The 19,488-nt window shown below is 67.3% G+C and carries 9 protein-coding genes, 3 rRNA genes and 1 pseudogene; 5 read left to right on the top strand and 8 right to left on the bottom strand.

Features of this window, described 5'->3' with window-relative positions; genetic code table 11:
* Positions 1–91: 91 nt before the first annotated feature.
* The 4 genes from OG302_RS25410 to mtnA are packed head-to-tail and all read right to left on the bottom strand — an operon-like array spanning position 92 to position 5,974.
* On the bottom strand, positions 92–1,945 hold the full coding sequence (locus tag OG302_RS25410; RefSeq protein ID WP_371528880.1) for an LpqB family beta-propeller domain-containing protein: 1,854 nt from the start codon (positions 1,943–1,945) through the stop codon (positions 92–94).
* On the bottom strand, positions 1,935–4,061 hold the full coding sequence (gene mtrB / locus OG302_RS25405) for an MtrAB system histidine kinase MtrB (protein WP_371528879.1): 2,127 nt from the start codon (positions 4,059–4,061) through the stop codon (positions 1,935–1,937). The genes OG302_RS25410 and mtrB overlap by 11 nt, the downstream gene beginning before the upstream one ends.
* 1 nt (position 4,062) lies before the next feature.
* Positions 4,063–4,752 (bottom strand): two-component system response regulator MtrA, encoded by a 690-nt coding sequence (gene mtrA, locus OG302_RS25400; RefSeq protein WP_361836743.1) that lies wholly within the window; start codon positions 4,750–4,752, stop codon positions 4,063–4,065.
* Positions 4,753–4,756: 4 nt separating this feature from the next.
* Complete coding sequence (mtnA, locus tag OG302_RS25395; protein WP_371528878.1) at positions 4,757–5,974, bottom strand: S-methyl-5-thioribose-1-phosphate isomerase; 1,218 nt, start codon at positions 5,972–5,974, stop codon at positions 4,757–4,759.
* A 140-nt stretch (positions 5,975–6,114) separates the two neighbouring features.
* Between mtnA and OG302_RS25390 the strand changes: the two genes are divergently transcribed.
* From OG302_RS25390 to OG302_RS25370, 5 genes and pseudogenes are all read left to right on the top strand, one after another.
* A complete protein-coding gene (locus OG302_RS25390) occupies positions 6,115–7,476 on the top strand; it encodes a glycerophosphoryl diester phosphodiesterase membrane domain-containing protein (RefSeq protein WP_371528877.1) in 1,362 nt (453 codons plus the stop codon).
* Between the two features lie 34 nt (positions 7,477–7,510).
* A complete protein-coding gene (locus tag OG302_RS25385) occupies positions 7,511–8,206 on the top strand; it encodes a DUF4129 domain-containing protein (protein ID WP_371750227.1) in 696 nt (231 codons plus the stop codon).
* An 866-nt stretch (positions 8,207–9,072) separates the two neighbouring features.
* Positions 9,073–10,242: pseudogene (locus OG302_RS25380) on the top strand (DUF4350 domain-containing protein); the annotation flags it as partial.
* Positions 10,242–11,222: an AAA family ATPase gene (locus OG302_RS25375; RefSeq protein WP_371528876.1), complete on the top strand. Its 981-nt coding sequence runs from the start codon at positions 10,242–10,244 to the stop codon at positions 11,220–11,222. The pseudogene OG302_RS25380 and the gene OG302_RS25375, both read left to right, overlap by 1 nt.
* Entirely contained in the window at positions 11,222–12,532 is a 1,311-nt protein-coding gene (locus tag OG302_RS25370) for a DUF58 domain-containing protein (RefSeq protein WP_371528875.1), read from the top strand. The genes OG302_RS25375 and OG302_RS25370 overlap by 1 nt, the downstream gene beginning before the upstream one ends.
* A gap of 110 nt (positions 12,533–12,642) precedes the next feature.
* Here the strand turns inward: OG302_RS25370 and rrf are convergent.
* The 4 genes from rrf to OG302_RS25350 form a co-directional block, all read right to left on the bottom strand.
* Positions 12,643–12,759 (bottom strand): 5S ribosomal RNA (gene rrf / locus OG302_RS25365).
* A 91-nt stretch (positions 12,760–12,850) separates the two neighbouring features.
* Positions 12,851–15,975 (bottom strand): 23S ribosomal RNA (locus tag OG302_RS25360).
* A gap of 298 nt (positions 15,976–16,273) precedes the next feature.
* A 16S ribosomal RNA gene (locus OG302_RS25355) occupies positions 16,274–17,799 on the bottom strand.
* Together the 16S, 23S and 5S rRNA genes form the textbook arrangement of a ribosomal RNA operon.
* Positions 17,800–18,392: 593 nt before the next feature.
* Positions 18,393–19,400, bottom strand: coding sequence for a stage II sporulation protein M (locus OG302_RS25350; RefSeq protein ID WP_371528874.1), 1,008 nt, complete (start codon positions 19,398–19,400; stop codon positions 18,393–18,395).
* Positions 19,401–19,488 lie beyond the last annotated feature (88 nt).

Here is a 19,488-nt window from a genome sequence, read left to right as displayed (position 1 = left end):
TGCCAAGCCGCGAGCGGCCCTGCCACCCCTGTGGACAACCCCCCGTGGACAACTCCGCGGCACAACTGGAGGCGTTACTACGAGGACGACGTCACCCCGGATAGACCGGAGCCGTCCCCTCCTTGACCACCGTCTGCCACTGCGCACCCGTCGGCAACTGCACGATCCCGTCGTCCGAGTGCGCCACCAGCGGCAGCCGCTCGTCCTCGGACGCCGCGATCTCCTTCACGCCGGTGAGGCCGGGCAGCGTCGCACCGGCGGGCACCGAACCGTCGCTCTGGACGTACCGCATCTGCTGCACGCCGCCGGACTCGCGCCCGACCACCACGAGGCGGCTGCCGCCCGCCCACGACATGGCGGTGACCTCCTCCATCTGCGGTGCCGCCTGGCGCAGTCCGTCCACGGAGATCTGCGGCTGCTCGCCCTTGGCGCCCGTCCGCTCGACACGGCCGATCTGCAGGGTCGTCTTGCCGTCCTTCTTCACGAGCAGCGCGATCCGCACGCCGTCGGCCGAGACCCGCACCGCCTCGATCCGCCCGTCGAGGTTCGCGGTCTTGACCGACAGCGGCTCTCCAGCCCCCTGCGCGAGCCAGAGCAGCCGCGGCCGCTTCAGGTCGCGGTCGGCCACCCACAGGTCGCCCCGGCCGTCCCAGCTCGGCGTCGAGAGACCGTCCTTCTCCGACTTGGCCTTGCTGCGCACCTCCGGCTTGCCGAGCGCCCCCTCCGAGACCAGCGACCCCATGTACAGCGAGCGCCCGTCGAGCGACACCCCGGCCGCCCGCTCCTCGTCCCGCGACACGGCGGCCGAACGCAGCGGCTGCCCGCCACTGCCCAACTGCCCCTGCACGGGCTGCGCATCGCCCTTGCCACCCGCGCCGGCACGCATCCGCACGAGGCGCCGCTTGTCGTCGATGAGGTACTGGTAATCGGGGTGCTCCGCGGTGCGGCGCGAGGCGACGGACTCGGCCCGGTCCTTGCTCAGGACGCACAGCTGCGAGCCGTTGCGGCGCTGGAGCTCCACCTCCTCGACGCCGGACGACGTCAGGTCCTGGAGCGTGAAGAGCAGTTGCGCGGCCATCTCCGTGCACCGCTCCTGCCCTATGGGATCGGCCTTCCCGTTCAGCGGCACCGTCAGCTTGCCCTGGTCGTCGGGCGCCAGCGTCTTGGTGTCCGCCTTGAGCCGCGTACCCGTCGGGAAGCGCGTGCCCACAACTTGCTTGAGCCAGGTGGTGGGCCCGTCGAGCACCGCCTTGACGGTCTCCGTCACCGGGTCTATTCGCTGGCGTATGTAGACGGGGTCGGCGACGAGCCCTTCCTGGCCGCCACCGGTCGAACCGGAGGAACGCGTCGCGAAGTAGTACTTGTTGACGGACCAGTAGATGCGCTGGAAGTCGGACTGCCCGAGCACGACGCCCTGCGGCACCCCGTCGATCCGCCACTCCTTGCCGTTGGGGCCCGCCTGCTGGGTGAGGTGGACGACCTGGTTGTACGCGGCGTTGTCGAGCTGGTAGGCGTGCTCCTTGTCCACGGTGGCGACCTTGCGCCCGGTCAGCGGGAACGAACGGCCGGTGTCACCGCCGTCCGCGACACTGCCCGTACCCGTGCTCGGCCCGCTCTCAAGGACCGTGGTCTGCACATCGGGGTTCCAGCCCTTGGAGGCTTCCTTGGTCAGATACTTGCGCGCCATCGCGAACTCGGGATCGTCACTGGTCAGCGCCTCGAGAAACCCCTGGACGATCTCCTCGGGGCCTGCGTCCTCACCCGGCGGCATCGCGTAGACCCGGACCTGCGACTGCGAGTCGGGCCGCTGGGAGGCGTCGACCGCCTTCAGGTTCCCGCTGTCGGGCATCGAGGCGCACCCCGCGAGCAGCACCCCGCAGGAACCGAACAGCACACCGGCCCGCAGCGGACGCCGACGGGCGCGGCGATCGTGGTCAGCGCCCACGAGAGGCCTCCCCTTCCCTGGCGGAATCCGTTTCCGTCCCGCTCGCGCGATCCGTGTCCGTCGCGCCGTCCGCCGCCCGTTCACCGGAGCTCCGGTCCGCGCGGGGGCCGTCGGGCTCCTCCTCACGCGGCATGTCGTCGTCCAGCGGCCGCCGCGGCACGACCCGCGAACCGCTGCCCGGCAACGCGGTGGGATCCGCCGTCGTGGCCGCCTGGGCGAGCCGCGGCGCGATCGGCGCCCTCGCCGGGACGGGCGGCGGCACCCGCTCCGACACCGAAGGCTGCGCGGGCACCGTGGCGAGCTTGTTCGCGCCGCCGAGCGGCAGACCCGCGTCGTTCAGGCCGCGGTGGCGCCGCGAGTCGTCGGGCTCCAGCGGTATCGGCGATCCCCGCAGCGCCTCGTCCGCCGTGCGCGGCAGCGTCAGGCGGAACTGCGAACCGCCGCCCGGCTCGCCCCACGCCTGCAGCCAGCCGCCGTGCAGCCGTGCGTCTTCCAGTGCGATGGAGAGACCGAGGCCCGTACCCCCGGTGGTACGCGCGCGTGCCGGGTCGGCCCGCCAGAAGCGGCTGAACACGCGGGTCGCCTCGCCGGGCTTGAGCCCCACTCCGTAGTCCCGCACCGCGACGGCGACCGCGCCGCCCGCCACCGCGAGCCGCACCACGACGTCCTGGCCCTCGCCGTGCTCCACGGCATTGACCACGAGGTTGCGCAGGACCCGCTCCACACGGCGCGCGTCGGCCTCCGCGACCACGGGCTGCTGGTCCCCGACGATCCGGATGTGCGTCCCCTTGCGGTCCGCGAGCGGCTCCGCGCCGCCCACGACCCGTCGTACGACCTCACGCAGGTCTATCGGCTCGGCCTCCAGGGCCGCCGCGCCCGCGTCGAACCGGCTGATCTCAAGGAGATCCGCGAGCAGCGTCTCGAACCGGTCCAGCTGGTCGGCGAGCAGCTCGGCCGACCGCGCGGTCACCGGATCGAAGTCCACGCGCGCGTCGTGGATGACATCGGCCGCCATCCGGACGGTCGTCAGCGGCGTACGCAGCTCGTGCGAGACGTCCGAGACGAACCGCCGCTGCATCCGCGAGAGCTCCTCCAGCTGCTGGATCTTGAGCTGGAGGTTCTGCGCCATCTTGTTGAAGGCCTCGCCGAGCCGCGCGATGTCGTCCTCGCCGGTGACCTTCATACGTTCCTGGAGGCGCCCGGCGGACAGCCGCTCGGCGATGCCCGCGGCCATCCGTACCGGCGTGACGACCTGGCGCACCACCAGCCAGGCGATGGCACCGAGCAGCACCACGACGAACAGACCGGCGGTGGCGAGCGTCGTCCTGACGACACCGAGGGACTCCTCCTCCTGCGTCAGCGGGAAGAGGTAGTACAGCTGGTAGGGATCGCCGTTCAGGTCGTTCAGGCGCTTGCCTATGACGAGGCCGGGCTGTGCGTCACGGCCGTCGTTGAAGACGATGCGCGTATTGCTCTGGTACGCCCTGGTGCCCTTGTCGACGCTGTCGCGCAGCGACTCGGGCACGCTCTGGATCGGGTCCACGCCCCCGGAGGCACGCGGCCCGCGCACGCTGGCACCGCCCGGCGTGGACGTGGGACTCAGCGTCACCACGTTGAACGCGCTCTGACCACCGCTGGAGAGCTGCTCCACCAGGTCCGACATCCACACGGCGGTGGGCGGTGTGGTCCCTCCGTCGGCCGTGCCGCTGTCCTGCCCGGAGCGCGGCCGAGCGGAGTTCGCCTCGTCCTGGGCCGCCCGGAATCCACCGTCGGCCTGGCTCTGCGAGGCCTTCACCTTGGCCTTGAGCAGGCCGTTGTTCACGGAACTCATGACGGCGAAGCCGAGCATCAGCACGACGCCGAGCGACATGAGCAGTGTCGTGACGACGACTTTCAGCTGGATGTTGCGCCGCCACAACCGCACGGCGGGCAGCAGCGGACGCCGCACCCAGCGCACGAAGAGCCTCAGGACGGGGCTGCCCTGCACCCCGTCCTGCAACAGCAGACCACCGTCGAGCAGCCGCCCGAACGTGGTGCTGCGCCGTCCTCCAGTCCGCCCCGGGCGTCCGCCCGGAGCCGGAGCCCCGGGCGGTGCGGGGGAACTGTCCCGGGACATGTCAGCTCGGTCCGGCCTTGTAACCGACACCACGGACGGTCACCACGATCTCCGGGCGCTCGGGGTCCTTCTCGACCTTCGAGCGCAGCCGCTGGACGTGCACGTTCACCAGACGGGTGTCGGCCGCGTGGCGGTAGCCCCAGACCTGCTCCAGGAGCACCTCACGCGTGAACACCTGCCACGGCTTGCGGGCCAGCGCGACCAGGAGGTCGAACTCCAGCGGGGTCAGCGCGATCGACTGGCCCTCCCGCTTCACGGAGTGCCCCGCCACGTCGATGACCAGGTCACCGATGGTCAGCTGCTCCGGCGCGGGCTCCTCGGACCTCCGCAGCCGCGCCCTGATGCGGGCCACGAGCTCCTTCGGCTTGAAGGGCTTCACGATGTAGTCGTCGGCGCCGGACTCCAGGCCGACCACCACGTCCACCGTGTCGCTCTTGGCCGTGAGCATGACGATCGGCACCCCGGACTCCGCCCTGATCAGGCGGCACACCTCGATGCCATCACGGCCCGGCAACATCAAATCCAGCAGTACAAGATCCGGCTTTGCCTCCCTGAAAGCGGCCAGCGCCTTGTCGCCATCAGCTACGAACGACGGCTCAAAACCTTCACCACGCAGCACAATCCCGAGCATCTCGGCCAGTGCGGTGTCGTCGTCGACGACAAGGACTCGTCCCTTCATGCCTGACATCATCCCATTAGCTCATCGTTACCTGGCGTGACCTGGCACACAGCTCGTCCAGGCCCCCTGCTGTCACGGGCGACACGACGCCTTCCTCGGTGACGATCGCCGTCACCAGCTCCGGTGGTGTCACGTCGAACGCGGGGTTGTACGCCTGGGTCCCCAGAGGTGCCACCGCGATCCCGCCTCCTGCTTCAAGCCCGGTCATCGGCACATAGGGCACCGTGACCTCCGTCACTTCATGACTCGACCGCTGCTCCACCTCGATGGACGCTCCGTCCGGGGTGTCCGGGTCCACGGTCGTGACCGGCGCCACCACGATGAACGGCACGTGGTGGTAGCGGGCGAGCACCGCGAGCGGATAGCTCCCCACCTTGTTGGCCACCGAACCGTCGGCCGCGATGCGGTCGGCGCCGATCAGCACGGCATCCACCTCACCCGCCGCGAACAGCGACCCCGCCGCATTGTCCGTAAGCAAGGTGTACGCCATTCCGGCCCGCGCCGCCTCATACGCGGTCAGCCTCGAACCCTGCAGCAAGGGACGCGTCTCGTCCACCCACAGCCTGCGAAGATGTCCCTTCCGGTGCGCGGCAAGGGCCACCGCGAACGCCGTGCCCTCCCCGCCGGAGACCAGCGCTCCCGTGTTGCAGTGCGTGAGGATCCGGTGACCGCCGCCGGGCAGCATCTCGTCGAGCAGCGCCAGACCGTGCGCCGCCATCCGCCCGCTGGCCTCGGCGTCCTCCCGGTGCAGCTCCCGCGCTGCCGCAAGCGCCGCGGCGCCCGCCCGCTCCTGGTCGGCCCCGTCCGCCACCGCCGCGCGGTGGGCCGTCAGGGCTCTGCGTACGCCGTGGCCGAGGTTGACCGCGGTGGGTCTGGCCCCCGCGAGCGCGCCCGCCGCCTCCTCCACGTCGAAGCCGCGTACGGCGGCCAGCGCTACCCCGTACGCACCGGCGATGCCGAGCAGCGGCGCCCCGCGCACCGCCAGCGTGCGGATCGCCTGCACCAGGGCCGGCGCGTCCGTGCACACCAGCTCGGTCTCCTCGCCGGGCAGCCTGGTCTGGTCGAGGAGGACCAGTACGGGGCCCTCCGGCGGCTCGGCCCAGCGGATCACGGAAATCGCCGGATGCGCCGCGTTCCCTGCGTTCTTGCCCTCGCTCCTGCCCTCGTTCAGTGAGCTCGTCGGGGTGTCGGTCGGCCGTATGTCCTCGCCTGATTGCGCGTACTGATCAGCCATCCGCCCAGTCTGCCCCTTACCTGACGGACAATTGAAGGTGTGCAGCCCATACGCTGCCCGGTCACCGCACGGGTGTGCCGTGGCACGATGGCTGGCAACCTGCCGCCGCGACCGCGGGCGGGCACCGTGAAGGAGCGACGATGAACGACACTCCGGGCTGGGCTTCGCCCGGATCTGCCCCCTCCGACGACGGACAGGACTCCGGCAAGCGCGAACCCGCCGAGCCCGCCGAGCCCGCCGAGCCCGCCGAGCCCGCTGAGCCCGCTGAGCCCTCCGCGGCCGCCGGCCGGCCCGACGGTCCGGCCTCGAAGTGGTCCAAGGAGCAGCCGCCGCCCGCCCAGTGGTCCGCCCCCAGCCCGCCGGCACCCGGTCAGACCCCGCCTCCTCCGCCGCCGCCCGGCAGTGGCTGGGGCGGCGGACGCCCCGGCGGCCCCGGCCCCGGTGGACCCGGCAGGCCGGACGGACCCGGCGGCTACCCCGGCTGGGGCGCCTGGCAGGGCCCGCCGCCCGCCGCCAAGCCCGGCGTCATCCCGCTGCGCCCCCTCGGCGTCGGCGAGATCCTGGACGGCGCGGTCTCCACGATGCGTACGCACTGGCGCACGGTGCTCGGCATCTCCCTCGCCGTGGCCGTGTTCACGGAGATCATCGTCATCCTCTTGCAGGGGCTCGTCCTCGACGACAGCGCCTCCACGGACGCCCTGGACGACCCGAGCGCGACCGTCGGCGAGCTGACCCGCGCCCTGGGCGACACCCTGCTGAGCTCCGGCGTGCTCCTGCTGATCACCCTGCTCGGCACGATCGTCGCCACCGCCCTGCTCACGATGGTCACCAGCCGTGCGGTGCTCGGTAAGTCGGTCACCACGGCCGAGGCCTGGCAGGACGCCAGGCCGCGGCTGCCGAAGCTGATCGGCCTGACGCTGCTGCTGCCGCTCATCGGCATGGCGATCGTCGCCGCGGGCACCCTGCCCGGCGTGCTGATCGCGGTGGCAGGTGCGTCCGACGCGGGCATCAGCCTCGCCGTCCTCGGTGGATTCGCGGCCGGTGTCGTCGCCATCTGGCTGCTGGTCCGCTTCTCGCTCGCCTCGCCCGCCCTCATGCTGGAGAAGCAGGGCGTGAAGAAGTCGATGACCCGCTCGGTGAAGCTGGTCCGCGGCTCCTGGTGGCGGGTGTTCGGCATCCAGCTGCTCGCCGCGGTCATCGCCAACGTAGTGGCGTCGATCATCGTCATCCCCTTCACGCTCATCGCGGGCGCGCTGAGCGGCGACGGAGTCACCGGCTTCCTCGACGGCGGCACCGGCGACCTCGGCTGGACCTTCCTGATCGTCAGCGGCATCGGCTCGATCATCGGCTCCATGCTGACGTTCCCGATCACCGCCGGCGTCACGGTCCTCCTTTACATCGACCAGCGGATCCGCCGCGAGGCCCTCGACCTCGAACTGGCACGCGCGGCAGGCCTCCAGGGCGACAACGGCTCCAACGCCCCCGGCACCAACGGGAGCTGATGCGGTGACGGGGTCAGTGCTGCACGGTTCAGGACTGCTCGCACAACTCACGCGACTCGCACAACTGGCACGACGCACCGGCGGCAACGACGACCCCCCGGTGACGATCCCGCGCAACCCCGCGCGGGAGGCAGCCGAGCGTGAACTGTCCAAGCCGCCCTATCACGAGAACGACCCCGGCCTCCTGCAGCGCGCCCTGGACGGCTTCTGGGACTGGGTCGACGGACTGTTCACCGCCGCCTCGGGGGCGACCCCGGGCGGCACCCTCGGCCTCCTGGTCATCGTCATCGCGGTCCTTGCCCTCGCCGCGGCTCTCTGGTGGCGCCTGGGCACCCCGCACCGCGCCCCCACCTCTTCGGCCCCCGCCCTCTTCGACGACCGCCCGCGCACCGCGGCGGAACACCGCGCCGCCGCCGAGGCACACGCCGCCCAGGGCCACTGGAACCAAGCCGTCCAGGAGCGCATGCGGGCGATGGTCCGTGCCCTGGAGGAACGCGCCCTCCTGGACCCCCGCCCCGGCCGCACAGCGGACGAAGCCGCGGCGGAGGCCTCGCTCCCCCTCCCGGCCCACGCCTCCGAACTCCACGCGGCGGCGCAGGTCTTCGACGCCATCACGTACGGCGCCCGCACCGCCACGGAGCCGATGTACGACCGCCTGACCACCCTGGACAAGTCCCTCACCCAAACAAAACCAATCCTGAGCCCCACCCCCCAGGGAGCCCCGAATTGACGGCCCCCCAGGACCCCAACAGACCCGAGAACATCGCCGACGCCAAGACGACCGGCGACAAGGACGAGCCCACCCCCAGCACAGGCGACAGCGCGACCAAGAACGAACACGAGACCGACCCCAGCCCCAACGAGAACACACACCAGCCCGAAACCAGCGTCAGCCCCGCCAGCAGGACAGACAAAGACGACACCAACACCCGGCCCAGCAGCGACGATGACGGCAGCGGCGAAGGCGGCAGCAGCGGCGACGGCGGCAGCGGCGAAGGCGGCAGCAGCAGCGACGACGGCAGCGACGACGACGGCAGCAGCAGCGACGACGGCAGCGACGACGACGGCAGCGGCGGCAACCACGACGACAGCGACGGCGGCAGCGACGACGGCAGTAGCGGCAGCGACGACAGCTGCAGCAGCCACGGCGACGACGACAGCGGCAGCGACAGCGACAGTGACGGCGGCAGCGGCAGCAGCCACGGCGACGGCGGCGACGGCGGCAGCAGCGGCAGCCACGACGACAGCGGCAGCAGCAACGGCAACGGCGAAAACACCACCCGCGCCAGCGGGCGGCCGCGCCGGAGCGTGAGCGACAACGGCATCTCCACCGGAGCCACCGCAACCGCTCCCGCGACCCCCGCCACCACAACGACCGCCCGCAAGGCCACGGCACCATCCACCACAGTGCTCACCCCGGAACCCAACACCGAGCCCAGCAACGGCGGCAGCGACAGCAGAGACAGCGACGCCAACACCGGCACCCGCACCCGCACCCGCACCCGCACCGACGCCAACACCCGCACCGACGCCAACACCGGCACCGGCACCAACGGCTCCCCCTCCCCGTCCCCCGCCCCAAGGTCCCCCGCCCCCACCTCCTCAGCCCCCACCCCCCGCCAACTCTGGACCAAGACCCGCGGCATCCTCCTCGCCCTGGTCGTCCTCCTGGCAGCCGCCATCGCCCTCGCGGCCGTCCGCTCCAGCGGCCAGCACGGTCGCCTCGACCCGCGCTCGGCCGACACCTACGGCAGCCGCGCGGTCGCCGAACTCCTCGCCGACCGCGGCGTATCCACCCGCGTGGTCACCACCTCCGAAGAGGCCAGGGCAGCGGCAGGACCGGACACCACGCTCCTGGTGACGACCCCCGACCGGCTCACCGAGCGCCAGCAGTCACGCCTCCGCGAAGCCACCAAGGGCTCCCGAGGCCGCACCGTGCTCCTCGCCCCCGGCACCCCCTCGGTCAGCGCCCTCGCGCCCGGAGTCACCGCGGACGCCACCCCCAGCCTCGACTCGACGCTCTCCCCCCGCTGCTCCCTGCCCGCCGCCGAACGCGCGGGCTCAGCAGACGCGGGCGGCCTCCGCTACGACACCCTCGCTCCGAACGCCGAAGCCTGCTACCTCAGCGACGGCCTCCCCAGCCTGCTGCGGCTCCCGGCCGCCGACGGGCCCGGCGACACCGTCGTACTCGGCGCCCCCGACATCCTCTTCAACGACCGCCTCGACAAGCAGGGCAACGCCTCACTGGCCCTGCAACTCCTCGGCTCCCGCCCCCACTTGGTGTGGTATCTCCCCTCGCTCTCCGACAACGCGGCGACCGACGACAACGCCGACCGCGGCTTCTTCGACCTCATCCCCGCCGGCTGGCGATGGGGCACCCTGCAACTCACCATCGCCGCCGCACTCACCGCCCTGTGGCGCGCCCGCCGCCTCGGCCCGCTGGTCCTCGAACGCCTCCCCGTGGCCATCCGCGCCTCCGAGACCGTCGAAGGCCGCGCCCGCCTCTACCGCAAGGCGAACGCCCGCGACCGCGCCGCCGCAGCACTCCGCTCGGCCACCCGCACCCGCATCGCCCCCCTCATCGGCGTCTCCCCCGCCCAGGCGCACGCGCCCGAGACCCTGCTCCCCGCCCTGTCCGCCAGGCTCCGCACCCCCAACCAGGACCTGCACCCCCTCCTCTTCGGCCCGCCCCCGGGCAACGACGCAGCCCTCATCACCCTCACCGACCAACTCGACGCCCTCGAAAGAGAGGTACGTACTTCATGATGGACCCGACCACTGACAACGCCGGGAGCTCCGGCAGCGCCCGCTCCTCCCTGGAGTCCCTGCGCACCGAGATCTCCAAGGCCGTGGTCGGCCAGGACCCCGCGGTGACGGGCCTCGTCGTGGCCCTCCTCTGCCGCGGCCACGTCCTCCTCGAAGGCGTCCCCGGAGTGGCCAAGACGCTCCTCGTGCGCGCCCTCGCCGCATCCCTCGAACTCGACACCAAGCGCGTCCAGTTCACCCCCGACCTGATGCCGAGCGACGTCACCGGCTCCCTCATCTACGACGCCCGCTCCACCGAGTTCTCATTCCAGCCGGGCCCCGTCTTCACCAACCTCCTCCTCGCCGACGAGATCAACCGCACCCCTCCCAAGACCCAGTCCTCCCTCCTCGAAGCGATGGAGGAACGCCAGGTCACCGTGGACGGCACCCCGCGCCCGCTCCCCGAACCCTTCCTCGTCGCAGCCACCCAGAACCCGGTCGAGTACGAGGGCACATACCCTCTTCCCGAAGCCCAGCTGGACCGTTTCCTCCTCAAGCTGACCGTCCCCCTCCCCTCCCGCCAGGACGAGATCAACGTCCTCACGCGCCACGCGGAAGGCTTCAACCCCCGCGACCTGCACGCCGCCGGCATCCGCCCCGTGGCAGGCCCCGCCGACCTGGAAGCCGCCCGCGCCGCGGTCGCCAAGACATCCGTCTCCCCCGAGATCACCGCGTACGTGGTCGACATCGTCCGCGCCACACGCGAGTCCCCGTCCCTCACCCTCGGCGTCTCCCCCCGAGGCGCGACCGCGCTCCTCTCGACGGCCCGCGCCTGGGCCTGGCTGACGGGCCGCGACTACGTCATCCCGGACGACGTGAAGGCCCTCGCCCTGCCCACCCTCCGCCACCGCGTCCAACTCCGCCCGGAGGCCGAGATGGAGGGCGTGACAGCGGACTCCGTGATCAACGCGATCCTCGCCCACGTCCCGGTCCCCCGCTGATGGCCCTCACCGGCCGCACAGCGCTCCTGGCGGCCCTGGGCAGCCTCCCCGTGGGCATCTGGGACCCCAGCTGGACAGGCATCCTCGCCGTGAACGCCCCGCTGGCCCTGGCCTGCGCCTGCGACTTCGCCCTGGCCGCCCCCGTACGCCGCCTCGGCCTGACCCGCGCAGGCGACACCTCCGTACGCCTCGGGGAATCCGCCGACGTCGAGCTGACCGTCACCAACCCCTCCGGCCGCCCCCTGCGCGCCCGCCTCCGCGACGCCTGGCCCCCCAGCAGCTGGCAGCCCGGCACCGAAGTCGATGCCTCCCGGCACCGCCTGACGATCCCTCCGGGCGAGCGCCGCCGCCTCACCACCCGCCTGCGCCCCACCCGTCGAGGCGATCACCAGTCCGACCGCGTCACCATCCGCTCGTACGGTCCCCTCGGCCTCCTCACCCGCCAGGGCAGCCACCAGGTCCCGTGGACGCTCCGGGTCCTGCCCCCCTTCACCAGCCGGAAGCACCTCCCGTCCAAGCTGGCCCGCCTCCGTGAACTCGACGGCCGCACCAGCGTCCTGACCCGCGGTCAGGGCACAGAGTTCGACAGCCTCCGCGATTACGTCCCCGGCGACGACACCCGCTCCATCGACTGGCGCGCCACCGCCCGCCGGTCCACGGTCGCCATCCGCACCTGGCGCCCCGAACGCGACCGCCACATCCTGCTGGTCCTCGACACGGGCCGCACCTCAGCGGGCCGCGTCGGCGACGCCCCGCGCCTCGACGCCTCGATGGACGCGGCCCTGCTCCTCGCGGCCCTGGCCTCCCGGGCGGGAGACCGAGTGGATCTCCTCGCCTACGACCGCCGCGTACGCGCCCTGGTGCAGGGCAAGGCAGCAGGCGACGTACTCCCCTCTGTCGTCAACGCCCTGGCCACGCTCGAACCGGAGCTCGTCGAAACGGACGCCAGAGGCCTGACCTCAACAGCTCTCCGCACCGCGACCCGCAGCTCGCTGATAGTGCTGCTGACCAGCCTGGACGCAGCCCCCATCGAGGAAGGCCTGCTCCCGGTGCTCTCTCGACTCACCCAACGCCACACAGTCCTCCTGGCATCGGTGGCCGATCCTCACATAGAGGAAATGTCCAAGGCCCGCGGAACAACAGAAGCCGTGTACGAAGCTGCGGCCGCCGCCCAGGCCCACGCGGAACGCCACCGCACGGTAGAACAACTCATTCGCCACGGAGTCACAGTCGTGGACGCCACCCCCACCGATTTGGCCCCCGCCCTGGCAGACGCATACCTGTCCCTAAAGGCAGTCGGCCGCCTCTGACTGGAGAGACTGGACAGAGAAATAGAAAAAGGCCCTTCGACGGCGTCGAAGGGCCTGGAACGCAGAAAACCCCCGCACCCAGAGGGTGCGGGGGTTTCCCGTCAATAATAGTTCGGCGGCGTCCTACTCTCCCACAGAGTCCCCCCTGCAGTACCATCGGCGCTGTGAGGCTTAGCTTCCGGGTTCGGAATGTAACCGGGCGTTTCCCTCACGCTATGACCACCGAAACACTATGAAACTGTCAACCGCACCGTAGTCGTGGCCCGACATACGGGGTTGTTCGTGGTTTCAGAACCAACACAGTGGACGCGAGCAACTGAGGACAAGCCCTCGGCCTATTAGTACCAGTCACCTCCACCCGTTACCGGGCTTCCAGATCTGGCCTATCAACCCAGTCGTCTACTGGGAGCCTTAACCCCTCAAAGGGGGTGGGAATACTCATCTCGAAGCAGGCTTCCCGCTTAGATGCTTTCAGCGGTTATCCTTTCCGAACGTAGCCAACCAGCCATGCCCTTGGCAGGACAACTGGCACACCAGAGGTTCGTCCGTCCCGGTCCTCTCGTACTAGGGACAGCCCTTCTCAATATTCCTACGCGCACAGCGGATAGGGACCGAACTGTCTCACGACGTTCTAAACCCAGCTCGCGTACCGCTTTAATGGGCGAACAGCCCAACCCTTGGGACCGACTCCAGCCCCAGGATGCGACGAGCCGACATCGAGGTGCCAAACCATCCCGTCGATATGGACTCTTGGGGAAGATCAGCCTGTTATCCCCGGGGTACCTTTTATCCGTTGAGCGACGGCGCTTCCACAAGCCACCGCCGGATCACTAGTCCCGACTTTCGTCCCTGCTCGACCCGTCGGTCTCACAGTCAAGCTCCCTTGTGCACTTACACTCAACACCTGATTACCAACCAGGCTGAGGGAACCTTTGGGCGCCTCCGTTACTCTTTGGGAGGCAACCGCCCCAGTTAAACTACCCATCAGACACTGTCCCTGATCCGGATCACGGACCCAGGTTAGACATCCAGCACGACCAGAGTGGTATTTCAACGTTGACTCCACGAACACTGGCGTGCCCGCTTCAAAGTCTCCCACCTATCCTACACAAGCCGAACCGAACACCAATATCAAACTGTAGTAAAGGTCCCGGGGTCTTTCCGTCCTGCTGCGCGAAACGAGCATCTTTACTCGTAGTGCAATTTCACCGGGCCTATGGTTGAGACAGTCGAGAAGTCGTTACGCCATTCGTGCAGGTCGGAACTTACCCGACAAGGAATTTCGCTACCTTAGGATGGTTATAGTTACCACCGCCGTTTACTGGCGCTTAAGTTCTCAGCTTCGCACACCCGAAAGTGCACTAACCGGTCCCCTTAACGTTCCAGCACCGGGCAGGCGTCAGTCCGTATACATCGCCTTACGGCTTCGCACGGACCTGTGTTTTTAGTAAACAGTCGCTTCTCGCTGGTCTCTGCGGCCACCCCCAGCTCACGGAGTAAATCCGATCACCGGTGATGGCCCCCCTTCTCCCGAAGTTACGGGGGCATTTTGCCGAGTTCCTTAACCATAGTTCACCCGAACGCCTCGGTATTCTCTACCTGACCACCTGAGTCGGTTTAGGGTACGGGCCGCCATGAAACTCGCTAGAGGCTTTTCTCGACAGCATAGGATCATCCACTTCACCACAATCGGCTCGGCATCAGGTCTCAGGCTTAATGCGTGACGGATTTACCTATCACACGCCCTACACCCTTACCCCGGGACTACCACCGCCCGGGCTGAACTACCTTCCTGCGTCACCCCATCACTCACCTACTACCACCTTGGACCGGCGGCTCCACCACTTCCCTTTGCCCGAAGGCTCCAGGACGGCTTCACGGCCTTAGCATCAATGGGCTCGATGTTTGACGCTTCACAGCGGGTACCGGAATATCAACCGGTTATCCATCGACTACGCCTGTCGGCCTCGCCTTAGGTCCCGACTTACCCTGGGCAGATCAGCTTGACCCAGGAACCCTTAGTCAATCGGCGCACACGTTTCTCACGTATGTATCGCTACTCATGCCTGCATTCTCACTCGTGAACCGTCCACCACTAGCTTCCGCTGCAGCTTCACCCGGCACACGACGCTCCCCTACCCATCACAGCACCCGTTGGGGCTTATTACTGCAATGACACGACTTCGGCGGTACGCTTGAGCCCCGCTACATTGTCGGCGCGGAATCACTTGACCAGTGAGCTATTACGCACTCTTTCAAGGGTGGCTGCTTCTAAGCCAACCTCCTGGTTGTCTCTGCGACTCCACATCCTTTCCCACTTAGCGTACGCTTAGGGGCCTTAGTCGATGCTCTGGGCTGTTTCCCTCTCGACCATGGAGCTTATCCCCCACAGTCTCACTGCCGTGCTCTCACTTACCGGCATTCGGAGTTTGGCTAAGGTCAGTAACCCGGTAGGGCCCATCGCCTATCCAGTGCTCTACCTCCGGCAAGAAACACACGACGCTGCACCTAAATGCATTTCGGGGAGAACCAGCTATCACGGAGTTTGATTGGCCTTTCACCCCTAACCACAGGTCATCCCCCAGGTTTTCAACCCTGGTGGGTTCGGTCCTCCACGACCTCTTACAGCCGCTTCAACCTGCCCATGGCTAGATCACTCCGCTTCGGGTCTTGAGCGCGCTACTGAATCGCCCTATTCGGACTCGCTTTCGCTACGGCTTCCCCACACGGGTTAACCTCGCAACGCACCGCAAACTCGCAGGCTCATTCTTCAAAAGGCACGCAGTCACGACTGTATGTGCAAGCACATACAGCGACGCTCCCACGGCTTGTAGGCACACGGTTTCAGGTACTATTTCACTCCGCTCCCGCGGTACTTTTCACCATTCCCTCACGGTACTATCCGCTATCGGTCACCAGGGAATATTTAGGCTTAACGGGTGGTCCCGCCAGATTCACACGGGATTTCTCGGGCCCCGTGCTACTTGGGTGTCTCTCAAACGAGCCGCTGATGTTTCGACTACGGGGGTCTTACCCTCTACGCCGGACCTTTCGCATGTCCTTCGCCTACATCAACGGTTTCTGACTCGTCTCACAGTCGGCAGACTGTGAAAGAGAGATCCCACAACCCCGCACACGCAACCCCTGCCGGGTCTCACACGTATACGGTTTGGCCTCATCCGGTTTCGCTCGCCACTACTCCCGGAATCACGGTTGTTTTCTCTTCCTGCGGGTACTGAGATGTTTCACTTCCCCGCGTTCCCTCCACACTGCCTATGTGTTCAGCAGCGGGTGACAGCCCATGACGACTGCCGGGTTTCCCCATTCGGAAACCCCCGGATCAAAGCCTGGTTGACGACTCCCCGGGGACTATCGTGGCCTCCCACGTCCTTCATCGGTTCCTGGTGCCAAGGCATCCACCGTGCGCCCTTAAAAACTTGGCCACAGATGCTCGCGTCCACTGTGCAGTTCTCAAACAACGACCAACCACCCGTCACAGCCCGCCGAAGCAGACTTACACCGGGGTCGGCAGTGAAGGCAGCCATACGGCCATACCCTCAGATACCCAACAGCGTGCCCGACCCGACCCATCCAAGATCCTGTTTTCCACGCCGAAGCAGTACTTACAGTCCTCAAACCGATCGTGCCGAATAGTCAACGTTCCACCCATGAGCTAACCACCGTCGAACATTTGCCGACGTAGTGGCTCTGGATTCCTTGCGGAATCTAGATGCTCCTTAGAAAGGAGGTGATCCAGCCGCACCTTCCGGTACGGCTACCTTGTTACGACTTCGTCCCAATCGCCAGTCCCACCTTCGACAGCTCCCTCCCACAAGGGGTTGGGCCACCGGCTTCGGGTGTTACCGACTTTCGTGACGTGACGGGCGGTGTGTACAAGGCCCGGGAACGTATTCACCGCAGCAATGCTGATCTGCGATTACTAGCAACTCCGACTTCATGGGGTCGAGTTGCAGACCCCAATCCGAACTGAGACAGGCTTTTTGAGATTCGCTCCGCCTTGCGGCTTCGCAGCTCATTGTACCTGCCATTGTAGCACGTGTGCAGCCCAAGACATAAGGGGCATGATGACTTGACGTCGTCCCCACCTTCCTCCGAGTTGACCCCGGCAGTCTCCTGTGAGTCCCCATCACCCCGAAGGGCATGCTGGCAACACAGAACAAGGGTTGCGCTCGTTGCGGGACTTAACCCAACATCTCACGACACGAGCTGACGACAGCCATGCACCACCTGTATACCGACCACAAGGGGGGCACCATCTCTGATGCTTTCCGGTATATGTCAAGCCTTGGTAAGGTTCTTCGCGTTGCGTCGAATTAAGCCACATGCTCCGCTGCTTGTGCGGGCCCCCGTCAATTCCTTTGAGTTTTAGCCTTGCGGCCGTACTCCCCAGGCGGGGAACTTAATGCGTTAGCTGCGGCACCGACGACGTGGAATGTCGCCAACACCTAGTTCCCACCGTTTACGGCGTGGACTACCAGGGTATCTAATCCTGTTCGCTCCCCACGCTTTCGCTCCTCAGCGTCAGTAATGGCCCAGAGATCCGCCTTCGCCACCGGTGTTCCTCCTGATATCTGCGCATTTCACCGCTACACCAGGAATTCCGATCTCCCCTACCACACTCTAGCCTGCCCGTATCGACTGCAGACCCGGGGTTAAGCCCCGGGCTTTCACAACCGACGTGACAAGCCGCCTACGAGCTCTTTACGCCCAATAATTCCGGACAACGCTTGCGCCCTACGTATTACCGCGGCTGCTGGCACGTAGTTAGCCGGCGCTTCTTCTGCAGGTACCGTCACTTTCGCTTCTTCCCTGCTGAAAGAGGTTTACAACCCGAAGGCCGTCATCCCTCACGCGGCGTCGCTGCATCAGGCTTTCGCCCATTGTGCAATATTCCCCACTGCTGCCTCCCGTAGGAGTCTGGGCCGTGTCTCAGTCCCAGTGTGGCCGGTCGCCCTCTCAGGCCGGCTACCCGTCGTCGCCTTGGTGAGCTTCTACCTCACCAACTAGCTGATAGGCCGCGGGCTCATCCTGCACCGCCGGAGCTTTCAACCCCCTCCCATGCGAGAGGGGATATCATCCGGTATTAGACCCCGTTTCCAGGGCTTGTCCCAGAGTGCAGGGCAGATTGCCCACGTGTTACTCACCCGTTCGCCACTAATCCACCCCGAAAGGCTTCATCGTTCGACTTGCATGTGTTAAGCACGCCGCCAGCGTTCGTCCTGAGCCAGGATCAAACTCTCCGTGAATGTTTACCGGTAATCCGGTGCACATCCGCGTTGAGCGGAACCAGGAAGAGGAATAATCTTCCGGTTCACAGCGTCCTCGCTGATGTTTTCTTCAAAGGAACCTCGCCACCAGAACAATGTTCCGGTAGACGGGGTATCAACATATCTGGCGTTGACTTTTGGCACACTGTTGAGTTCTCAAGGAACGGACGCTTCCTTTGTACTCACCCTCTCGGGCTTTCCTCCGGGCGCTTCCCTTCGGTGTTTCTTTTGTCTTGCTGTTCTTGCGTTTCCGACTCTATCAGACTCTTTCGTGTCCGATTTCCTCGGTGCCTTTCCGGTTCCCGCTCCGGCCTTTCGGCTTTCGCGTTTCCCTTTCCGGCGAGTCCGACTTTATCAGAAGTTTTCGGCCGGTCTTACCGGCCTGGATTTTCCGATTTATCGGGGTGCGGCTTCTTGGCTTATGAGAATCAAGAAGCAGGCAGATATTAACTGCCGCCGCTGGACTTGTCCAGCTCTAGGCAACTGTTCGAATCTACCTCCCCAGTCCCTCCGTGTCAACGGTTTTCTTGGGGCGTCGAGGAGACTAGCAGGCCAGCGGGGGCGGATGCACATCACGCCGCGGTGGGGACCGTGGCGCTGCGCTCGGTGGGGTCCAGGTCGCCCGTGGCGCCGGCTCGTACCGCCCTGCCGCCCAGGACGTATACGTAGGCGAGGAAGGCCAGTTCAGCGGCGATTCCGATGCTGATGCGGGCCCAGGTGGGCAGGCCGGAGGGGGTGACGAAGCCTTCGATGGCTCCGGAGATGAACAGGACCAGGGCCAGGCCCACGGCCATGCCCAGGGCCGCTCGGCCCTCTTCCGCGAGGGCGGTTCGGCGTGGGCGCGGGCCCGGATCGATGAGGGTCCAGCCGAGGCGCAGTCCTGTGCCGGCGGCTACGAACACCGCGGTCAGTTCCAGGAGGCCGTGCGGGAGGACCAGTCCCAGGAAGGTGTCGAGGCGGCCGGCGGAGGACATCAGGCCGATGCCGACGCCCAGGTTCAGCATGTTCTGGAAGAGGATCCAGATGACGGGGAAGCAGAGAAAGGCGCCCAGGACCAGGCACATGGCTGCTGCTTGCGCGTTGTTCGTCCACACCTGGGCGGCGAACGAGGCCGCCGGGTGGCTTGAGTAGTACGTCTCGTACTCACCGCCGGGGCGGGTGAGCTCGCGCAGTTCGCCGGGGGCCGCGATGGAGGACTGGACCTCCGGGTGCGTGGCGATCCACCAGCCGATGACGGCCGCGAGGAGCGTGGAGAGAAGAGCTGTGGGCACCCACCAGTGGCGGGAGCGGTAGACCGCTGCCGGGAAACCGTGGCTCAGGAAGTGAGTGGCGTCGCGCCAGGAAGCCCGGCGGGTGCCTGTCACCGCACTACGCGCGCGTGCCACGAGGCGGGTGAGCCGGCCGGTGAGCTGCGGGTCCGGGGTGCTCGACTGGATGAGCGAGAGGTGGGTGGCGGTGCGTTGGTAGAGGGTGACCAGTTCGTCGGTCTCGGCTCCGTTGAGGCGGCGCTGGCGGCGCAGCAGGGCGTCGAGTCGGTCCCACTCCGCTCGGTGGGCGGACACGAAGACGTCGAGGTCCATCAGGTGGCTGCTCCTCGTACTGCGGCGCGATGCTGCCTCAGCTTGGCAGACTGGCCGTTCCGAGGGCAGGGCAGGGAAGGGCGGCTGG

The sequence above is a fragment of the Streptomyces sp. NBC_01283 genome (assembly GCF_041435335.1).
In the GTDB taxonomy this organism is placed as follows: domain Bacteria; phylum Actinomycetota; class Actinomycetes; order Streptomycetales; family Streptomycetaceae; genus Streptomyces.
Note: the sequence above shows the minus strand (reverse complement) of the source record. Positions and strands in the feature narration are given on the sequence as shown.